This window comes from Streptomyces sp. NBC_00572 (assembly GCF_026341815.1).
GTDB lineage: Bacteria > Actinomycetota > Actinomycetes > Streptomycetales > Streptomycetaceae > Streptomyces.
Genome location: NZ_JAPENX010000001.1, coordinates 3,276,339 through 3,295,247 on the forward strand (window position 1 = coordinate 3,276,339; position 18,909 = coordinate 3,295,247).

General features: G+C 70.7%; 21 protein-coding genes. 14 read left to right on the forward strand and 7 right to left on the reverse strand.

Annotation, left to right across the window (positions count from 1 at the left end; translation table 11 throughout):
• The first annotated feature begins 3 nt into the window (after positions 1-3).
• The 6 genes from OG514_RS15180 to OG514_RS15205 all read left to right on the forward strand — a co-directional run bounded on the left by OG514_RS15180 (position 4) and on the right by OG514_RS15205 (position 8,325).
• Positions 4-987 (forward strand): carbohydrate kinase family protein, encoded by a 984-nt coding sequence (locus OG514_RS15180; RefSeq protein ID WP_266894841.1) that lies wholly within the window; start codon positions 4-6, stop codon positions 985-987.
• The gene (gene metH, locus OG514_RS15185) at positions 984-4,457 is read left to right on the forward strand and encodes a methionine synthase (protein ID WP_266894842.1); all 3,474 of its coding nucleotides are present in this window, start codon (positions 984-986) and stop codon (positions 4,455-4,457) included. Before OG514_RS15180 ends, metH begins: the two co-directional genes overlap by 4 nt.
• Entirely contained in the window at positions 4,454-5,314 is an 861-nt protein-coding gene (gene metF / locus OG514_RS15190; RefSeq protein ID WP_266894843.1) for a methylenetetrahydrofolate reductase [NAD(P)H], read from the forward strand. Before metH ends, metF begins: the two co-directional genes overlap by 4 nt.
• A complete protein-coding gene (gene ahcY / locus OG514_RS15195) occupies positions 5,307-6,704 on the forward strand; it encodes an adenosylhomocysteinase (RefSeq protein ID WP_266894844.1) in 1,398 nt (465 codons plus the stop codon). The genes metF and ahcY overlap by 8 nt, the downstream gene beginning before the upstream one ends.
• Positions 6,705-6,706: 2 nt before the next feature.
• Complete coding sequence (locus tag OG514_RS15200; protein ID WP_266894845.1) at positions 6,707-7,384, forward strand: maleylpyruvate isomerase family mycothiol-dependent enzyme; 678 nt, start codon at positions 6,707-6,709, stop codon at positions 7,382-7,384.
• A gap of 212 nt (positions 7,385-7,596) precedes the next feature.
• Positions 7,597-8,325 carry a DUF4232 domain-containing protein gene (locus tag OG514_RS15205; protein ID WP_266894846.1) on the forward strand — a complete coding sequence of 243 codons (729 nt, stop codon included), beginning with the start codon at positions 7,597-7,599 and terminating at the stop codon, positions 8,323-8,325.
• Between the two features lie 12 nt (positions 8,326-8,337).
• Here the strand turns inward: OG514_RS15205 and OG514_RS15210 are convergent, their stop codons facing one another.
• From OG514_RS15210 to OG514_RS15220, 3 genes are read right to left on the reverse strand one after another with little or no spacing between them, the layout of a single operon-like run.
• A complete protein-coding gene (locus OG514_RS15210; RefSeq protein ID WP_266894847.1) occupies positions 8,338-8,463 on the reverse strand; it encodes a hypothetical protein in 126 nt (41 codons plus the stop codon).
• Positions 8,464-8,515: 52 nt separating this feature from the next.
• Entirely contained in the window at positions 8,516-9,370 is an 855-nt protein-coding gene (locus OG514_RS15215) for an ABC transporter permease (protein WP_266894848.1), read from the reverse strand.
• Positions 9,367-10,287, reverse strand: coding sequence for an ABC transporter ATP-binding protein (locus OG514_RS15220; protein ID WP_266894849.1), 921 nt, complete (start codon positions 10,285-10,287; stop codon positions 9,367-9,369). The genes OG514_RS15215 and OG514_RS15220 overlap by 4 nt, the downstream gene beginning before the upstream one ends.
• A gap of 207 nt (positions 10,288-10,494) precedes the next feature.
• Between OG514_RS15220 and OG514_RS15225 the strand changes: the two genes are divergently transcribed.
• Positions 10,495-11,670, forward strand: coding sequence for a sensor histidine kinase (locus OG514_RS15225; protein ID WP_266894850.1), 1,176 nt, complete (start codon positions 10,495-10,497; stop codon positions 11,668-11,670).
• Complete coding sequence (locus OG514_RS15230; protein ID WP_266894851.1) at positions 11,667-12,329, forward strand: response regulator transcription factor; 663 nt, start codon at positions 11,667-11,669, stop codon at positions 12,327-12,329. The genes OG514_RS15225 and OG514_RS15230 overlap by 4 nt, the downstream gene beginning before the upstream one ends.
• 105 nt (positions 12,330-12,434) lie before the next feature.
• Here the strand turns inward: OG514_RS15230 and OG514_RS15235 are convergent, their stop codons facing one another.
• Both OG514_RS15235 and OG514_RS15240 read right to left on the reverse strand, forming a co-directional pair.
• Positions 12,435-13,181: a dienelactone hydrolase family protein gene (locus OG514_RS15235; protein WP_266894852.1), complete on the reverse strand. Its 747-nt coding sequence runs from the start codon at positions 13,179-13,181 to the stop codon at positions 12,435-12,437.
• 110 nt (positions 13,182-13,291) lie between these two features.
• Complete coding sequence (locus tag OG514_RS15240; protein WP_266894853.1) at positions 13,292-13,768, reverse strand: GNAT family N-acetyltransferase; 477 nt, start codon at positions 13,766-13,768, stop codon at positions 13,292-13,294.
• Positions 13,769-13,878: 110 nt separating this feature from the next.
• Between OG514_RS15240 and OG514_RS15245 the strand changes: the two genes are divergently transcribed.
• Complete coding sequence (locus tag OG514_RS15245) at positions 13,879-14,610, forward strand: helix-turn-helix transcriptional regulator (RefSeq protein WP_266894855.1); 732 nt, start codon at positions 13,879-13,881, stop codon at positions 14,608-14,610.
• 52 nt (positions 14,611-14,662) lie between these two features.
• On the forward strand, positions 14,663-15,223 hold the full coding sequence (locus OG514_RS15250; protein WP_266894857.1) for an SMI1/KNR4 family protein: 561 nt from the start codon (positions 14,663-14,665) through the stop codon (positions 15,221-15,223).
• A 6-nt stretch (positions 15,224-15,229) separates the two neighbouring features.
• Here OG514_RS15250 and OG514_RS15255 read toward each other — a convergent pair whose 3' ends face one another.
• A complete protein-coding gene (locus tag OG514_RS15255) occupies positions 15,230-15,586 on the reverse strand; it encodes a hypothetical protein (protein WP_266894859.1) in 357 nt (118 codons plus the stop codon).
• A gap of 268 nt (positions 15,587-15,854) precedes the next feature.
• On the opposite strand from OG514_RS15255, the gene OG514_RS15260 reads away from it, so the two are divergent.
• Complete coding sequence (locus OG514_RS15260) at positions 15,855-16,415, forward strand: hypothetical protein (protein ID WP_266894861.1); 561 nt, start codon at positions 15,855-15,857, stop codon at positions 16,413-16,415.
• A 262-nt stretch (positions 16,416-16,677) separates the two neighbouring features.
• Here the strand turns inward: OG514_RS15260 and OG514_RS15265 are convergent, their stop codons facing one another.
• Positions 16,678-16,935 (reverse strand): hypothetical protein, encoded by a 258-nt coding sequence (locus tag OG514_RS15265; RefSeq protein WP_266894863.1) that lies wholly within the window; start codon positions 16,933-16,935, stop codon positions 16,678-16,680.
• Between the two features lie 109 nt (positions 16,936-17,044).
• On the opposite strand from OG514_RS15265, the gene OG514_RS15270 reads away from it, so the two are divergent.
• The 3 genes from OG514_RS15270 to OG514_RS15280 all read left to right on the forward strand — a co-directional run bounded on the left by OG514_RS15270 (position 17,045) and on the right by OG514_RS15280 (position 18,828).
• The gene (locus OG514_RS15270) at positions 17,045-17,902 is read left to right on the forward strand and encodes a helix-turn-helix transcriptional regulator (protein ID WP_266894865.1); all 858 of its coding nucleotides are present in this window, start codon (positions 17,045-17,047) and stop codon (positions 17,900-17,902) included.
• Positions 17,874-18,086, forward strand: coding sequence for a DUF397 domain-containing protein (locus OG514_RS15275; protein ID WP_266894867.1), 213 nt, complete (start codon positions 17,874-17,876; stop codon positions 18,084-18,086). Before OG514_RS15270 ends, OG514_RS15275 begins: the two co-directional genes overlap by 29 nt.
• A gap of 142 nt (positions 18,087-18,228) precedes the next feature.
• On the forward strand, positions 18,229-18,828 hold the full coding sequence (locus OG514_RS15280) for a TIGR03086 family metal-binding protein (RefSeq protein ID WP_266894869.1): 600 nt from the start codon (positions 18,229-18,231) through the stop codon (positions 18,826-18,828).
• The last annotated feature ends 81 nt before the right edge of the window (positions 18,829-18,909 follow it).

Below are 18,909 nucleotides of genomic sequence, written 5' to 3' on the forward strand. Positions count from 1 at the left end.
GCCGTGCGTATCGCTGTCACGGGATCCATCGCGACCGACCATCTGATGACCTTCCCCGGCTGGTTCAGCGAGCAGCTGCTCGCCGACCGGCTCGACCGGGTCTCCCTGTCGTTCCTCGCCGACAACCTGGAGGTCAGGCGTGGCGGAGTGGCAGCGAACATCGCCTTCGGACTCGGTGTCCTCGGTCTCCGGCCCGCCCTCGTGGGCGCGGTCGGCGCCGACTTCGAGCCGTACCGGGTCTGGCTGAAGGACCACGGTGTGGACACCGACTCGGTGCGCGTCAGCGAGTCGCTCCACACCGCCCGGTTCGTCTGTACGACCGACCGGGCCCAGAACCAGATCGCCACCTTCTATGCGGGGGCGATGGCCGAGGCGCGCGAGATCGACCTTCGCGAGGTCGTGGCGCGCACCGGCCGGCTGGAGCTGGTCCTGGTCTCCCCGGACGACCCCGAGGCCATGCTGCGGCACACCCGCACCTGCCGTGACCTGGGGATTCCCTTCGCCGCTGATCCGTCGCAGCAGTTGGCGCGGCTCGACGGGGAGCAGGTGCGGGAGCTGGTGGACGGGGCACGGTTCCTGTTCACCAACGAGTACGAGACGGCGCTGCTCCTGGAGAAGGCGGGCTGGGCGGAGGAGGACGTGCTGCGCCGGGTCGGCACGTGGGTGACCACCCACGGTGAGGCGGGCGTCCGCATCCGGGGCGAGGGCCGCGAGCCGCTGGCCGTGCCGGCGGTGGAGGTCGCGGCGGTCGTCGACCCGACCGGGGTCGGGGACGCCTTCCGGTCCGGGTTCCTCGCGGGCTGGCTGTGGGGTGTGCCGGAGCGGTGCGCGGCGCAGCTGGGCTGTGCGGTGGCGGCGACGGTCCTCGACTACGTGGGGACGCAGGAGTACCGGCTGCACCGGGAGCCGCTCCTGGACCGGATCAGGACGACGTACGGGACGGTCTGCACGGCGACCCTGGTCACCCATCTCAGGGGGCTCTCATGAGCGTCGTACGGAGGTCCCTGCGGGAGGAGTTCGCGAAGCGGGTCGTGGTGGCCGACGGGGCGATGGGCACGATGCTCCAGGCCGCCGACCCGACGATGGACGACTTCCAGAACCTTGAGGGCTGCAACGAGATCCTCAACCTCACGCGCCCCGACATCGTCGCCTCCGTCCACGACGCCTACTTCTCGGTGGGCGTGGACTGCGTCGAGACCAACACCTTCGGGGCGAACCTGGCCGCGCTCGCCGAGTACGGCATCGAGAACCAGGTGTACGAGCTGTCCGAGGCCGGCGCCCGGATCGCCCGCGCCGCGGCGGACGCGCACACGGCCGCCGACGGCCGCCCCCGCTGGGTCCTCGGCTCCATGGGTCCCGGCACGAAGCTGCCGACCCTGGGCCACGTCACGTACGAGCCGCTGCGCGAGGCCTTCCAGCAGAACGCGGAGGGCCTGATCCGGGGCGGCGCGGACGCCCTGCTCATCGAGACCTCGCAGGACCTGCTCCAGACGAAGGCGGCCGTCATCGGCGCCCGCCGGGCCCTGGACTGGGTCGGTGTGGACCTGCCGGTGATCGTGCAGGTCACGGTGGAGACGACGGGCACGATGCTGCTCGGCTCGGAGATCGGGGCGGCGCTCACCGCCCTGGAGCCGCTGGGCATCGACATGATCGGCCTGAACTGCGCCACGGGCCCGGCGGAGATGGCCGAGCACCTGCGACACCTGTCCCGCCATGCCCGTGTCCCGATCTCGGTCATGCCGAACGCGGGCCTGCCCGTCCTCACCTCCGACGGCGCCCACTACCCCCTGTCGCCGTCCGAACTGGCCGACGCCCAGGAGGCGTTCGTCCGCGAGTACGGCCCCGCGCTGGTCGGCGGCTGCTGCGGTACGACCCCGGAGCACCTGCGGGAGATCGTGGACCGGGTGCGGGGCGCGGCCGTCCTCGATCGGCGCCCCGAGCCGGAGCCGGGCGCGTCCTCGCTCTACAGCCATGTGCCGTTCCGGCAGGACACCGCGTACATGGCGATCGGCGAGCGCACCAACGCCAACGGCTCGAAGAAGTTCCGCGAGGCGATGCTCGACGGCCGCTGGGACGACTGCGTCGAGATGGCGCGGGACCAGATCCGCGAGGGCGCGCACATGCTCGACCTGTGCGTGGACTACGTGGGCCGGGACGGCACCGCGGACATGGCGGAGCTGGCCGGCCGCTTCGCGACGGCCTCGACGCTGCCGATCGTCCTCGACTCGACGGAGATCGGGGTGCTGCGGGCGGGTCTGGAGAAGCTCGGCGGCCGGGCGGTCGTCAACTCGGTGAACTACGAGGACGGCGACGGCCCCGAGTCGCGGTTCGCGCAGGTCACGGCCCTGGCGAAGGAGCACGGCGCCGCGTTGATGGCGCTGACGATCGACGAGCAGGGCCAGGCGCGCAGCGTCGCGCACAAGGTGGCGATCGCGGAGCGCCTCATCGAGGACCTGACCGGGAACTGGGGGATCAGGGAGTCGGACATCCTGATCGACACCCTCACGTTCACGATCTGCACCGGTCAGGAGGAGTCCCGCAGGGACGGCATCCACACGATCGAGGCGATCAGGGAGCTGAAGCGGCTCCACCCGGACGTCCAGACGACCCTGGGCCTCTCCAACATCTCGTTCGGCCTGAACCCGGCCGCGCGGATCGTCCTCAACTCGGTCTTCCTCGACGAGTGCGTGAAGGCGGGCCTGGACTCGGCCATCGTGCACGCCTCGAAGATCCTGCCGATCGCGCGCCTGGAGCCGGAGCAGGTGGAGGTCGCGCTCGACCTGATCCACGACCGGCGCCGGGAGGGCTACGACCCGCTGCAGCGCTTCCTGGAGATGTTCGAGGGCGCGACGGCGAAGTCCCTGAAGGCCGGCAAGACCGAGGAGCTCCTCGCCCTGCCGCTGGACGAGCGTCTGAAGCGGCGGATCATCGACGGCGAGAAGAACGGCCTGGAGGCCGACCTCGACGAGGCCCTCGCCGGGCGTCCCGCTCTGGAGATCGTCAACGAGATCCTGCTCGACGGCATGAAGACGGTCGGCGAGCTGTTCGGCTCCGGTCAGATGCAGCTGCCGTTCGTGCTCCAGTCCGCCGAGGTCATGAAGACGGCGGTCGCGTACCTCGAACCGCACATGGAGAAGACGGACGCCGACGGCAAGGGCACGATCGTCCTCGCCACCGTCCGCGGTGACGTCCACGACATCGGCAAGAACCTCGTCGACATCATCCTCTCCAACAACGGCTACAACGTCGTCAACATCGGCATCAAGCAGCCGGTCTCCGCGATCCTGGAGGCGGCGGAAGAACACCGGGCGGACATCATCGGCATGTCCGGCCTCCTCGTGAAGTCCACCGTGATCATGAAGGAGAACCTCCAGGAACTGAACGGCCGCGGCCTGGCCGGGCGCTTCCCCGTGATCCTCGGCGGCGCCGCCCTCACCAGGGCGTACGTCGAGCAGGACCTCCACGAGCTCTACCAGGGCGAGGTCCGCTACGCCCGCGACGCCTTCGAGGGCCTGCGCCTCATGGACGCGCTCATGGGCGTCAAGCGCGGCGTCCCCGGAGCCGTACTCCCGCCGCTCAAGCAGCGGCGCGTGCCGAAACGCGAGACCCCGCTGCTCGCGTCGGAAGTCCGGGAGCCGGAGCCGGCCGGCCGCTCCGACGTCGCCGCCGACAACCCCGTACCCGAGCCCCCCTTCCTCGGGACCAGGGTCGTCAAGGGCATCCAGCTCGCCGAGTACGCCTCCTGGCTCGACGAGACCGCCCTCTTCAAGGGCCAGTGGGGCCTCAAGGACACCGAGACCATCGAGACGGAGGGCCGGCCGCGCCTGCGCGCCTGGCTCGACCGCCTCCAGAGGGACCACCTCCTCGAAGCAGCCGTCGTCTACGGCTGGTTCCCCTGTGTGTCCAAGGGCGACGACCTGATCGTCCTGGACGAGGACGGAGGCGAGCGGACCCGCTTCTCCTTCCCCCGCCAGCAGCGGGGCCGCCGCCTCTGCCTGGCCGACTTCCACCGCTCCGAGGACTCCGGCGAGATCGACGCCGTCGCGATGCAGGTGGTCACCGTCGGCTCCCGGATCGGCGAGGAGACGGCGAAGCTCTTCGCCGCCGACGCCTACCGGGACTACCTCGAACTCCACGGCCTCTCCGTCCAGTTGGCGGAGGCGCTGGCCGAGTACTGGCACGCGAGGGTGCGCGCCGAATGGGGCATCGCGGGCCCCTCGGAGCCGGCGTCCCTGGACGGCATGCTCCGGACCGAGTACCAGGGCTGCCGCTACTCCCTCGGCTACCCGGCCTGCCCCGACCTGGAGGACCGGGCGAAGATCGCCGCGCTCCTGCGCCCGGAGCGGATCGGGGTGGAGCTGTCGGAGGAGTACCAGCTGCACCCCGAGCAGTCGACGGACGCGATCGTCGTCCACCACCCGGAGGCGAGCTACTTCAACGCGGGAGGCCGCAGGTGAGCCCCACGTACTCGTTCGAGTTCTTCCCGCCGAAGACGGACAAGGGCGAGCGGACCCTGTGGGAGGCGATCCGCCGGGTGGAAGCCCTCTCCCCGGACTTCGTCTCGGTGACGTACGGCGCGGGCGGCTCGTCCCGCGACCGGACGATCGAGGTGACGAAGCGGATCGCGACCGAGACGACCCTGCGACCGGTCGCGCACCTGACGGCGGTCGGCCACTCGGTCGCGGAGCTACGGGCGATCATCGGCGCGTACGCGGACGCCGGGGTACGGGACGTCCTGGTCCTGCGCGGAGACCCGCCGGGCGACCCGCGCGGCCCGTGGACACCGCACCCGCGGGGATTCACGTACGCCCACGAACTGGTCGCACTGGTCCGCTCGTTGGGCGACTTCCGGATCGGGGTGGCGGCCTTCCCGGAGGGCCACCCGAGGTCGGCGGGTCCGGCCGACGACCTGGCGCACTTCGTCGCCAAGTGCCGGGCGGGCGCCGACTACGCCATCACGCAGATGTTCTTCGACCCGGAGGACTATCTGAGGCTGCGGGACCGGGTGGCGGCCGCCGGCTGCGACACCCCGATCATCCCGGAGATCATGCCGGCGACGGACGTACGCCAGATCCGGCGTTTCGCGGAGCTGAGCGACGCCGCGTTCCCCGAGGACCTGGCGCACCGCCTGGAGGCGGCCAAGGACGACCCGGCGGCGGCGTACCGCATCGGCGTGGAGCACGCGACGCGGACGGGCCTGCGGTTGCTCGACGAGGGCGCGCCCGGTCTGCACTACATCACCTTGAACAAGTCGACGGCGGCCCTGGAAATCCACCGAACCATCATGAGCGCAAGGAGCGTTGTCCATGTCTGACGCATTCACGGACTACAAAGTCGCCGACATCTCCCTCGCCGCATTCGGCCGCAAGGAGATCACCCTGGCGGAGCACGAGATGCCGGGCCTGATGTCCATCCGCCGCGAGTACGCCGCGTCGCGGCCCCTGGCGGGGGCGCGGATCACGGGCTCCCTCCACATGACCATCCAGACGGCCGTCCTCATCGAGACGCTGGTCGCGCTCGGCGCCGAGGTCCGCTGGGTGTCCTGCAACATCTACTCGACGCAGGACCACGCCGCCGCCGCGATCGCCGCCGCCGGCATCCCGGTCTTCGCCTGGAAGGGCGAGACCCTTGAGGAGTACTGGTGGTGTACGGAGCAGGCGCTGACCTGGCCGAACGCCGACGGCCCCAACATGATCCTGGACGACGGCGGCGACGCGACGGTCCTCGTCCACCTGGGCGTCGAGTACCAGAAGACGGGCAAGCTGCCGGAGGCCGCCAACGAGGAACTGGCGGTGATGCGGGCCCTGCTGGAGAACAGCGGACTCGACTGGTCGACCATCGCCACCGGCATCCGCGGCGTGACGGAGGAGACCACCACGGGCGTCCACCGCCTGTACGAGATGCACCGCGAGGGCGCGCTGCTCTTCCCGGCGATCAACGTGAACGACGCCGTGACGAAGTCCAAGTTCGACAACAAGTACGGCTGTCGGCACTCGCTCATCGACGGCATCAACCGCGCCACGGACGTCCTCATCGGCGGCAAGACGGCCGTCGTCTGCGGCTACGGGGACGTCGGCAAGGGCTCGGCGGAGTCGCTGCGCGGCCAGGGTGCGCGGGTCGTCGTCACCGAGATCGACCCGATCTGCGCGCTCCAGGCGGCGATGGACGGCTACCAGGTCGCCACCCTGGAGGACGTGGTGGAGACGGCGGACATCTTCATCACGACCACGGGCAACAAGGACATCATCATGGCGTCCGACATCGCCCGCATGAAGCACCAGGCGATCGTCGGCAACATCGGCCACTTCGACAACGAGATCGACATGGCCGGCCTGGCGCAGCTCCCCGGGATCGTGAAGGACGAGGTCAAGCCGCAGGTCCACACGTGGACGTTCGAGGACGGCAAGGTCGTCATCGTCCTGTCGGAAGGCCGCCTGCTGAACCTCGGCAACGCGACCGGCCACCCGTCCTTCGTGATGTCGAACTCCTTCGCCGACCAGACGCTCGCGCAGATCGAACTCTTCACGAAGACGTCCGACTACCCCGTCGGCGTCTACACCCTCCCCAAGCACCTGGACGAGAAGGTCGCCCGCCTGCACCTGGACGCCCTGGGCGTACGCCTCACGACCCTCCGCCCCGAGCAGGCGTCGTACATCGGGGTCCCCGTGGAGGGCCCGTACAAGCCGGACCACTACCGCTACTGATGATGTGTACGAACGATGACGGGCGCGACCCGTGGCTCCCCGACCGTCTCCTGAAGACGGAACGGGACCTGCTGATGCCCTTGCTGCGCCGGACACCCGAGGAGGCGTACGAGCTCCGCACCGCGTGCCCCGGGTGGACGGCGCGGCAGGTCCTCGCCCACTGTGGTGCGGCCCTGGTCAGGATCGTCGAGGACCGCCTGGAGGAGGGCGTGTTCCTGCCCGAGGCGAACGCCTGCGACGTCGCCGAACGCGAGGACTGGCCGCTGGGTCGCATCCTCGACGAACTGGAACGCGGCCTGACCGAAGCGGGCCCGGTCATCGCCCGGCGTGAGGACGGCCGGCTCGACGCGGTGGCGCTCGGCGAATGGGTCCACGCGGGAGACGTGAGGGAGGCCTTCGGCGAACCGGGCGCGTACTGCGGCAAGGCGCTGGAGCTGGCGCTCCCCCTCCTGTCGGTGACGAGCCGCAAACGGGAGACCCCGAGGCTGGTCGGCGTCCTGGAGGTGGAGGGCCGGGAGGTCACCCCGGTGGCACTGGGCAACGAAATAGAAGGCCGCCCGGCGGCAACCTTCAAGGGCGACGCCTCCACCCTGATCCGCATCTACGCGGGCCGCCCACTGGTGAGAACCCGCTACGAACTGACAGGAGCCACAGAACACGAACTCCTGATCTACCGCTGACCCCCCCAGCACGGTGCACAGTTGGTCAGGAAGATCCGATACCGGTTGGGGCAGTAGGGGACCCGGGATCCGGCCACCGGTCCGGAAGCGTCCGTTCCCTGTCCGTGCTCGGTAACGATCCCCTTGTGGGTCGTGATTTCGACGACGGCGCGCCTCATCCTGAGCCACGCAGTGTGCGTACACGCAGGCCAAGAGTCACGGGGGATCGTGAAATGAGCACCGTCCGTAGGAACACCCGACGCACATGGAAGGTCGGCGCCCTGGGGCTGACCGCCGCCGCGCTTCTTTCGGCCACGGCCTGCGGGCCGAGCGACGACGAGGCGGGCGGGACCCCGCCGTCGCCGACCAGGTCGACGGCCCCCGCGAGCGAACCGACGGCGCCCACGACCGGCCCCGCGTCGCCGTCGACGCAGCCGGGCGACTCGGGCAGCACCGACGGCTCGCCGTCCGCGAGCGAGCCGCCGGGCACGACGGGCGAGACGGACTGGGAGCCGAAGGACGGCATCTGCTCGGACCTGAACACGGAGGTGAAGGCGGACTGGGCGCTGCCGCCCGTGAAGGACGACTCGAAGCTCGAACTCGTCATCACCAACACCAGCGACAAGCCGTGCAAGCTCTACCACTACCCGATGGTCAAGTTCGGCAACGAGCTGCCGTACCTGTCGGTCGTGAAGAGCTCCAAGCCGCAGTCCGTGATCGTCCTCGGTCCGGGCAAGGAGGCCTACGCGGGCGTGCTGGCCCGCTCGGGCAGCAAGGAGGTCGCCTCTTTCGAGAAGATGCTGATCAAGGCCCCCCAGGGCAAGGAACTGCCGCCCGCCGACACCAAGGACGGCATGCTCCTCGAACTGCCCGCGAAGGGCGTGTACGTGGACAAGGGCGCCCGCGTGTCGTACTGGCGGGCCGACTCGGAGAGCGCCATCTCGGCCCTGTACCCGCAGTAGGGGGCGTCCGGTTCACGTCTGCCCGGCGTCGAGCCATCGGGCGGCGAGCAGGCCCAACTCGTCGCGCATGCCGGGCGGAACGCGCCGGAGGTGCGGGGAGAGGATCGGGAAGCCGGCGACGAGAGCGCGGGCGGCCACGCACGCGCTGTGCCGGGCGCCTGCGGACCGGGCGTGCCCGTCACGGAGGCACTCACACGTCGCGGTGCCGCACGACGACCACGGCGAGTGCGACCGCGATCAGCGGCCAGAGCGCGTACACGGCCCACGAGCCGGGGACGGTGGCGCTGTAGGCGAGCGAATGGGGATCCGGTGCCCAGTTCTGGGCCAGGCGCTTCCACGCCGTGACCGGCATCGCGTGGCTGATGGCGGCGGACCAGCGTGCGCTCTGCGAGAAGATCGGCGGCAGCATCACCAAGGTGAAGGCGCTGGTGACCATGGTGGTGGCGCTGTGCCTGATCAGAGCGCCGAAGCCGAGGCCGATCAGTGCGCAGACCGGGGCCAGCAGGGCGGACGCCACCAGTGCCCGGAGCACTCCGGGATGGGTGAGCGGAACCCCGGCCTGCTGTCCGTTCAGGATGGTCTGGGAGACCAGGAAGCCGCTGGTGGAGACGACCGTGCCGACCGCGGTCCAGAGCACGGCGGTGACGACCGCTTTGGCCAGCACCACCGCACCACGGGCGGGTACGGCCACGGTGGTGGTGCGCATCAGGCCGCTGCTGTACTCGCTCACGACGGTGAGGGCGCCGACGCTTCCGGCGACGAGCATCAGCGTCATGTAACCGGCCGCGGGGAACGCGTCGAACACGAGGAATCCCTGGTCGGCCTTCGCGGTCGGGCTCATCGTCCGGAGGTTGTTGATCTCCGCCAGCGCCGCCACGGCGGCGGACCCTATGACGAACAGGGCGGTGAGCCCGAGCGTCCACGGGATCGAGCGCAGGGACCATGTCTTGATCCACTCGGAGGCGAGCAGGTCGCGGAAGCGGGCGGGCGGCTCGGCGACGGCCGCGGACGAGGCGGCTGCGGGGACGGCGGTGGCTGTGGTCATCGGGGCTGCCCTGCCTGGTATTCGACGCTGTCGGCGGTGAGTTCCATGAATGCCTCCTCCAGTGAGGCGGTCCGGGTGGTCAGTTCGTGGATCGGGATCCGGTTCTCGAAGGCGAGTGCGCCGATCCGGTCCGCCGGCAGCCCGGTCACGGCGAGTTTCTCGGTGCCTGGTGAGCCCTCCGGCTCGACCGAGGCGCCTGCGGTGGTCAGTACCGCTGTCAGCTCGGCGACCTGCGGGGTGCACACGACGACGCTGAGACGGGTGCTGCGGGCCGCGAAGTCCCCTACCGATTCGGCGGCGATGAGCCGGCCCCGGCCGATGACGACGAGCTGGTCGGCGGTGTTCTCCATCTCCGACATGAGGTGGCTGGAGAGGAAGACCGTACGGCCCTCGGCCGCGAGGCGCCGGAAGAGGCGGCGCATCCAGAGCACGCCCTCCGGGTCCATGCCGTTGACCGGCTCGTCGAACATCAGCACCGGTGGGTCGCCGAGCAGTGCGGTGGCGATCCCGAGCCGCTGCTTCATGCCGAGCGAGAAGCCGCCGACGCGGCGGTGCGCGGCCTCGACCAGGCCCACCTCGTGCAGCACGTCGTCCACCCGGCGCGAGGAGATCCCGTTGCTGCGGGCCAGGGCGGACAGATGGGCCGCGGCGGTGCGTCCCCCGTGGACCTGGCCCGCGTCGAGGAGTGCGCCGACGTGCCGCAGACCGCGCGGGTGGCTGCGGAAGGGGACGCCGCTGACGGTGGCGGCGCCGCCGGTGGGCGCGTCCAGGCCGAGGATCATCCGCAGGGTGGTGGTCTTGCCGGCTCCGTTGGGGCCGAGGAAACCGGTGACCTGGCCCGGTCGCACGGTGAAGGACAGCTGGTCCACGGCGGTCTTGCCGCCGAAGTGCTTGGTGAGTTCGTTGACTTCGATCACAGCGACAACCCTGCCGGGAGGGCCTCGCCCGGTCATGGGGCCGTGGGTGGCAATGGTGCGGTCGCCTTCGCCCGTGGTCGTACGTCCGCGGGCTGATTCCGCGGGGGCGGCGGCTGGATAGTCTCGCGGGATGGATGCCATACCGACCGCCTCGCTCCTCGTGTGCGTCGCACAGCGCGGTCTTCCTCCCGAGAGGCCGCACCAGAGATGACGAGCACGAAGACCACGGCCTGGGTGGGAGGTGCGCTGTATCTCCTCGCGGTGGGTCTGCTCGTGGGGGGTGCACCGCGGGTTTCGGGCACGGTCCACGGTCTCGGGGCACTGCTTGCGGCGAGCCTGCTCGTCGGTGTGCTGCGCCGCGCGCCGCTCCTGGCCCTGTCCATGGCGCTCTTCGGGTCCACCGCGGTGGTGGTGGGCCCCCCGGGCTCCCGTGCGAGTCTGTCGGCCTCGTATCAGGGCCAGTTCCTGTCGTATCTGGCGGCGGACCTCGTCCTGGGCGTCATCGTCGCCACCTGCGCGCGGCGAACCTCGATGGTCGCCGTGGCCGGATCTCTCGTCGTCCAACTCCTGGTCATCGGCGGCTTCTCGCACGGGGACGATCTGACCGTCAACGTCGTGATCGCCCTCCTGGCGATGGCCACGGCCTGCACGGGTGGACGGTTGAGCCGCGAGCGTCGCGAGCACGCGGTGGCGCTGCGCTCGAAGGAGACGGCCGAGGCCGTGATCGCCGAAAGGCTGCGGATCGCACGGGAGTTGCACGACATGGTCGCGCACAGCATCGGCATCATCGCCATCCAGGCCGGGGCGGCGAGCCAGGTCATCCGGACCCGGCCCGCGGAGGCCGGTGAGGCATTGCGGGCCATCGAGGTCACCAGCAGGGAGACCCTGTCGGGCCTTCGCCGCACCTTGGTGGCACTCCGTCAGGCGGACCCGGACGCGACGGCCTCGGGGAACCCGGCTGCCCTCGCGCCCTCGCCGGGTCTGGCGGACCTCGACCGGCTGGCGGCGGCCACGGCCGACGCGGGAGTACGGGTGGAGGTGCGCCGCGGCGGGGAGGAGCGCCCCCTGCCGGCCGACATCGACCTGTCGGCCTTCCGTATCGTTCAGGAGGCGCTGACCAACGTGGTCCGCCACGCGGGCACCGGACGCTGTCGGGTGCTCATCGACTACGGGAACGAGGAGCTGTCCGTGGAGGTCGTCGACGACGGGCACGGTGCCACCGAGAACGGCCCGGCCCACGGCTTCGGACTCGTGGGCATGCGGGAGCGGGTAGCCCTGTTGCACGGAGAATTCAGTGCCGGGACGCGCCCCGAGGGGGGTTTCCGGGTGACGGCCCGGCTGCCGCTGCCCGCCTCCGTCGGCGTCTCGGTGGAGGCCCGATGACGGCCGGTCCTGTACGCGTCGTACTCGCCGACGACCAGCCACTGGTGCGGTCCGGCCTGCGCCTGGTCATGGCCGATCACCCCGACCTGGAGGTCGTCGGTGAAGCCGCGACGGGCGCCGAGGCGGTCCGACTGGTCAGGGACACCGACCCCGACGTCGTGGTGATGGACATCCGGATGCCCGGCATGGACGGGATCGAGGCCACCCGCCTGATCACCGCCGGCCCGACCGCGACGCGTGTCCTCGTCCTGACCACGTTCGACGAGGACGACTACGTCTACGGCGCGCTGCGGGCCGGAGCGAGCGGCTTCGTGGTCAAGGACATGGCGCTGAACGACATCCTCGCGGCGATCCGTGTGGTCGCCGTCGGCGACGCGCTGATCGCACCGGCGGTCACGCGCCGGCTGATCGCCGACTTCGCCGGGCGCCCCACGCGGCGCTCCCCACGTCAGGTCGAGGGCATCACCGAGCGGGAACGGGAGGTCCTGACCCTCATCGGGCGCGGCCGGACGAACACCGAGATCGCGGAGGACCTCTTCATCACGGTGGCCACCGCCAAGTCGCACGTGTCACGCCTGCTCACCAAGTTGGGCGCCCGGGACCGGGTCCAGCTCGTGATCACCGCCTACGAGGCGGGGCTCGTCACGCTGCCCGGCTGAGCAGGCACCACGGCTTCGGCCGGGAGCCGTGGCACTTGCCGCCTCCCCCTGGGGTGCGTCGGCGTGCGGCGGACCCGGTCATGGGGCCCCGCACGGCGAGAACGATCAGTTCGTGAGGGTGCGTTCGAGGAGGGGCAGCAGGCGGTCCCAGTGGCGCTGCGTCCCGTCCGGGCTGAAGGCGCTGGTGTCGGCCATGGTGAAGCCGTGGACGGTGCCGGGGTAGATCTCGTTGGTGTGGCGAACCCCGGCGGCTTCGAGGCTCTCGTTGAGCCCGCCGAACTCCTCGGGCGTCATGTCGCCCTCGGCGACGCCGAAATGGACCTCGGCAGTGACCTTCGGGGCGAGGAGGTGCGGGCTGTCGGGCGCCTCCGTGGTCAGCGCGCCGGGGTGGAATCCGGCGACGGCGGCCACCCGGTCCGAGTGGGCCGCGGCGGTACGCATCGCCAGGACGGCGCCCATGCAGTAGCCGATGGCGGCGACGGGCCCGGCGGCGACCTCGGGCCGGCCGGTGAGGAACGTGAGGTAGGCGTCGGCGTCGCGCAGGGCGCGTTCGGTGGTGTGCGCGACGTAGAAGGGCATGAGCTGTTCGAAGAGCGCGGGCCGGTCCTCGTCCCCGATGAGCTCGGGAAGGTCGATGAGGGGCGCCTGCCCGTCCCGGTAGTAGACGTGGGGGACGAGCACGAAGTACCCGTGCCCCGCCAGTTCGCGCGCCATCTCCTCCAGGCGGGGCCGCAGCCCGAAGACGTCCATGTAGAGGAGCACGCCCGGGTGCTGCGCGCCGTCGTCGGGGAAGGCGGCGAAGGCGTCGGCCTGGCCGTCTTGGGTGGGGATCTGCAGTGTCTTGGTGGCCATGGGGACGACCGTAACAGCGAAGATCAACCCAGCGGCCCGTAGGGCGAGTTACGAGCGACGACGGGCGACGTACGTCGACGGTCGTCGTGGGCGGGGGGCTGACTGGGGGTTCATGGCCTTCGCGCAGAAGGAGCCGGACTGCGAAGCGCCTCCCGCGTGGCGAGGTCCTTGGTCATGAAGACGCGGCTGGTGCCCGGCGGATCGCAGGGGACCTCTCCGAGGAGCTTCCATCCCTGCTTCCGGTAGAAGCCGGGGGCCTGGAAGGAGACCGTGTAGAGCACGGCCGAGCGGCAGCCGCGGGCACGAGCCTCGTCCTCGGCCTGCCGGAGGATTTCCGTGCCCAGCCCGCCGCCGCGCAGCTCGGCCGGCAGGAAGAAGAGATCGACGAAGAACAGCCCGAGCGAGGTGCGCCCGGTCAGCCCGCCGATCACCTGCCGCGTCTCGGGGTCGCGGACGAGAACGGCGAGGGGTCTGCGGTCGTCGACTCCCGAGGTCTCGATGTTGAACCGGTCGAGGGCGTCGGAGATCACCGCGGTGTCGGCGGGGGTCGGCGAGTCGGTGACGAGCGGCGCGTGGGATGTGGGCACGGTTCCTCCGGTTACTGGTGGGGCCCGCGGGGGTGCGGGGCCGGATCCGGCGAAGTTAAGGCGCGGACACTTCGACGCACGTCGAACCGACGACGGCGACAATCGAAGGCATGGGCGGCACGGACGGCATGGACATCGAGCGCGCAGGTCAGGACGTGGGCGTGGACCTGGCGGCGGTGGCGAGGCTGCTGGCCGACGGGACCCGGGCGGCGTTCTGCCTGGCGCTGCTCGACGGGCGGGCGTGGACGGCGAACGAGCTGGCCCGGTACGCCGGGGTGGCGCCCTCGACGGCGACGTCGCACCTGAACCGGCTGGTCGGCGGCGGACTCCTTGTCGAGGAGCGGCACGGTCGCCACCGGTACCTGCGCGTGGCGGACCGCCGGGTGATCGAGCTGATCGAGAGCATGGCCGTACTGGCGCCGCGGCGCACCACCCGGCCCGGCTCGCTGTCGGCGTCGGGCCGCCGGCAGGCACTGGCTCGTGCGCGCCTCTGTTACGACCACCTCGCCGGCACGGTCGCGCTGGCGATCACGGACGCGATGGTGGGGCGCGGCCTGCTGGAATGGGGGCCCGAGCCGAGTCTGACGGGAGAGGGCGCGGCCTGGCTGGCGGACGCCGGCATCACGCTGCCGGGCGGCTCGCGCCGCCCACCGGTCCGCGCGTGCCTGGACTGGACCGAACGCCGCCCGCACCTGGCGGGGGCGGTGGGAGCGGCCCTGTGCGGCCACGCGCTCGGCGAGGGCTGGATGAAACGAATCGGCACGACCCGCGCGCTGGCGCTCACGGACACGGGCCGCCGGGCCTGGCACGACCACTTGGGCCTGTCGCCGACCGATCTCTGACGCAGGGGGCGGACGGGGGCGGGACGGGGGCCTGGTTCGTACGATGACGCCCATGACACCCATGACGTTCACGGCGCACAGGGAGGGTCTCCCGCACCCGTTCTGGGACATCAGCAGTGAACACGGAGTGCAGCCGCCCCTCACCGATGAGGCGATTCTGGAGGCAGAGCGGCTGCTGAACGTCACGCTCCCCGTCTCCCTGCTCGACCTCCTCCGTGAACGGAACGGAGGCCTGGTCGCCGCGGACAGGGACGCGTTTCCCACCAGCCGCCCGACCTCATGGGCGCCGGACCACGTCCCCTTCGGCCTGGTGATGGGCATCGGCGACAGGGAGGAGCGGACACACACGCTGTCCCTGCTGGACAGCCCGTACCTGGTCGAGGAATGGGGCCTGCCCGAGGACGTCGTACTGCTCTCGGGCGACGGCCACTACTGGATCGGGCTGGACTACCGAACCGGCGGCCGACACGAGGAGCCGTCCGTGACCTGGTTCGATGTGGACGACGGCGAGGAACTGCCCCTCGCCCGGGACTTCCTCGCCTTCACGGAAGGCCTCACCTCCGCTCTCGCGTTCGCCGACGAACGACGCGAAGGCGCATCCGCCTCCGCATGAAGCCCGTCAGTCGAGGCTCCATCCGTAGGTGGTCAGGATCGGGTCACAGAGGGAGCGAAGGCTCTGGAGCTGGGCCGCGTACTGGTCGGGGGTCGCGTCCTTGTTCCCGTCGAGCCACGCGCCGTGCGCGTAGAAGGTGTCGCGAAACGCCTTGAGGTCGGACTCGGCGATCCTCTTGGGGGACTCCGGATGCTTGAGCAGGAAGTGGAGTTGCCGGAGGTAGAGCGCCAGTCGCGCGAGCTCGGGGCTGTCGGCGGTGATCTTCTCGCCGGGCTCGATGAAGTCCGCGTCGATGACCATGCCAGAGGTGAATTCAGGCGTGGGCATGGAGCGGAGGGCGGTGTCGAGATCGTCGTTCGTCACGTTGTGGGTCCTTTCGGCATCGGGAGGCTTGGGTGACCCGGGTGATTCGTATGACTCGGGTGACTCGGTTGCGTCGAGTAGAGCCGATGGGGAACAGAACGTGTGTGCATTGGTCCCCTCCTGGGCGAGTCAGGAAGAGCCCTGGCAGGCTGCGCCCGCCCAGGTGCCTCCCCGCTTCCTGCTCGTGGTCGGCCGAGGCCCGGGATCCGCGTGCCCCCCCCGCGATACTCGGTGGAGCCGGGCGGGAGGGCGCCGCAGGATGGGGTGCATGAGTCCGCCGACCGTTCCGCACCGGGTGGAGTTCCTGCGCCACCCCCACCCCGGCTACCCGCACCTCACCGCCTGGGGCATCCGGATCGACGGCACCGACCTGCGCTTCCTCGTGGCGGAGGCCACGCGCGCCCTCTGGAGTCGGGAGCTCGACGAGGACGACGACACCCCGCAGGAACGCGAACAGTTCCTGCTGCGTCAGCATGCCCCGCTGCACCTGGACGCCGGCGGCGCCGGCGATGCAGGGGACGCCGACGGCACCCGGGCCCGGGCCCACTTCCTCGGCCACGCGTCACGGGACCTCAGCGACCGCGACACCGGAGCCGTGTACCTCCTGGGCTGCTCCTGCGGGATCGACGCGTGCTGGCCCCTGCTCGCCCAGGTCCGCGCCACCGCGACGGAGGTCACCTGGTCCGGCTTCTCTCAGCCGCACCGGCCGGAGTGGGGAGAGCTGCCCCTGGGCCCGTACGTCTTCCCTCGCCCTGCGTACGACGAGGCCCTGGCCACGCCGGTCCGTCTCACCCAGGACCCCCTCGCCCCGCTCCTCGGGGAGGAGTAGCACCAGGAGGGCGGCACACAACGCGCCGACGGCCACCGCGCTCAGGAAGAGGGCCGCGCCGGCGACGTACTGATGACGCGCAGCGCTCCACGCGGGGTCAGGCTCTCCCGCTCCTCGGGGCTCGCCGTCCAGCACTGTTCGACCGCCGCTTCCCATAGGTAACCGCTGGGCCGGACGAGGGTGAGCAGATTCCCGTGCACGCCCCGTACTCGACCGGTCAGTGCCCGCTGTCCGTCCGTGACGACATCGCCGATGCGGTACCTCACGGGGTGGAGGCGGGGGCGGGCACGGTGGTGCGGGTGGAGTTGAGGAGGAAGGTGAGGCGCTTGGCCCCGCCGAGACTGACGAGCCCGAGCCCGTAGCGGTGGATGTCGCCGCCGGGGGAGTGGGTGACGTCCCGGTAGAGCCCGTTGGTGGGGAGCCCGGCCGCGTCCATGGCGGCCTTGAGGTCCCGGTAGACGCGGATGGCCTCCGGCTCGGACACGGGGCGGATGGGGGGCGTGTTCGTGGGGGTACGCATGGAGGGCTCTCTTTCTGGTGGATCTCCTCCGGAACACCTTCACGATGACGTGGACAGTCCTACGCTCGCTAGGAGTTGGGTTCCCAGGCACAGGTGAGGAACGGGGCATATGCCAGGAGCGAAGGAACTGGACCCGGGGGACAGCATCGAGCAGTACCTCGGAAGCATGGTCCGTGAGGCGCGCCTGGCGCTCGGGCGTGAGTGGACGCAGACGTACGTGGCGGCCAAGGTATTCAGCAGCGGTAGCCGGATCTCCGAGATCGAGCGCGGCGAGGACCCGCCTGATCGGGACTTGGCGAGAAAGCTGGAAAGGGCGCTTCAGCTACCGCGCGACTCCTTGGTGAACCTTGTTCAGATCCTCAACCAGTTGAGTGTTCGAAGCTACGCGAAGGTGCTCAGTCGGCAGAACGTTCGCAACTATGCGAAGACCTACATGCGGCGGCAGCTCGAAGCGACTGCCATCCACGAGTTCTCCATCGTCGTGCCGGGCCTGCTCCAGACCGGCGCCTATGCGCGTGGAGCGATGGAAGCGGGCCTTGCGGGTGACGCTGCCCAGATCGATGGATACGTGCGAACCCGTCTGGACCGGCAGGTCGTCCTCGACAGGGCCGACCCGCCGTGGATGGTGATCGTGCTGGATGAAGCCTGTCTGCGCCGCGAGATCGGTGGCAGGCAGGTGATGCGGGAGCAGGTCGAGCATCTTCTTGCCATGTCTGAACGCCCCCACGTGAACATCCAGCTACTTCCCGCGAGTAGCGCATCCGTGAGTGGCTCCTTCGCGCTTCTCACCCTGCCGCAGGGAGAGCGAGGGGCGTACACCGAGGGGTTCGTCACGGGTAACTACACGGAGGAGCCTACGGACGTCATGCGATTCCAGCGGGTTCACGACCTCCTGCTGCAGGTGGCACTGGGGATCCGGGCGTCACGCGAACTGATGCATGCCATCGCGAAGGAACACGCAGCCTGACACCTCCCCGAACTGGCACAAGAGCAGGTACAGCGGCAACGACAACGACGCCTGCATCGAAGTGGCCGACAACCTCCCCCGTATCCACGTCCGGGACACGAAGGACCACTCCCAGGGCGAGCTCACGGCCACGCCGACCGCCTGGGCCGCGTTCACCGCGTTCGCGCGCGCCGACGCGCACTGACCCGCCCCCCCCCCGGCGAACCTCCGGCCCCTGCCCTACGGCGGGGGCCGCCGTCATACCGGATTCGCGTCATCCGGTTCCATGGCGACAACTCGCCCTGAAATTCGGCTCTTTGGCTGAAGGGTGACACTAGGGTTGGATCATGATCACATCCAAGTGGGACCTCCTCGATCAGGCGCATGCCGCACTCCGCTCCGTCGTCGACGGCATTCCGGCCGACGGCGGGGACCGGCCGACGCCCTGCGACCAGTGGAACGTCAGCCAGGTGCTCCAGCACGCGGCAGGTGACCAGCTGGCCTACGCGTCGCGCCTCACCGGCGGGCCCGGCCCTGCGGAGGACCCCTTCGCTCCCACCGGCACGGTGAACGGCACCTTCGCGGAGCTGCTGGAGCCGGCCCTCGACGCCGCCGCCGAGGCCTTCGTCGGGGTCGCTCCCGGGACTGCGGAGGTGGCCGTCCCGCTGCCGCCGTTCAGCGTCACCGCCGAGATCGCCGTCGGCGCCGCCGCCCTCGACGCGGCCGTCCACGCCTGGGACATCGCGGTCGCCACCGGCCAGGCCTCCCCGCTGACGCCCGACCTCGCCGCGGCGCTGCGCCCCGCCGCGGACGCCCTGGCCGAGCCTCTCCGCGGCTTCGCCTTCGCGGCGGCCCTCACTCCGGCCCCGGACCCGGCCACCGACCCGGCGGCCTCGCTCCTCGCGTACCTGGGCCGCGACGCCGACTGGACCCCGCCCACTGCGTGAGGGCGGCACCCGAGCGGTTCGGCTCGCCCGCCCGAAGGGCCTCGGTCCAGCGGATTCGCGGGCGTGCGCGCAGGAGACCGA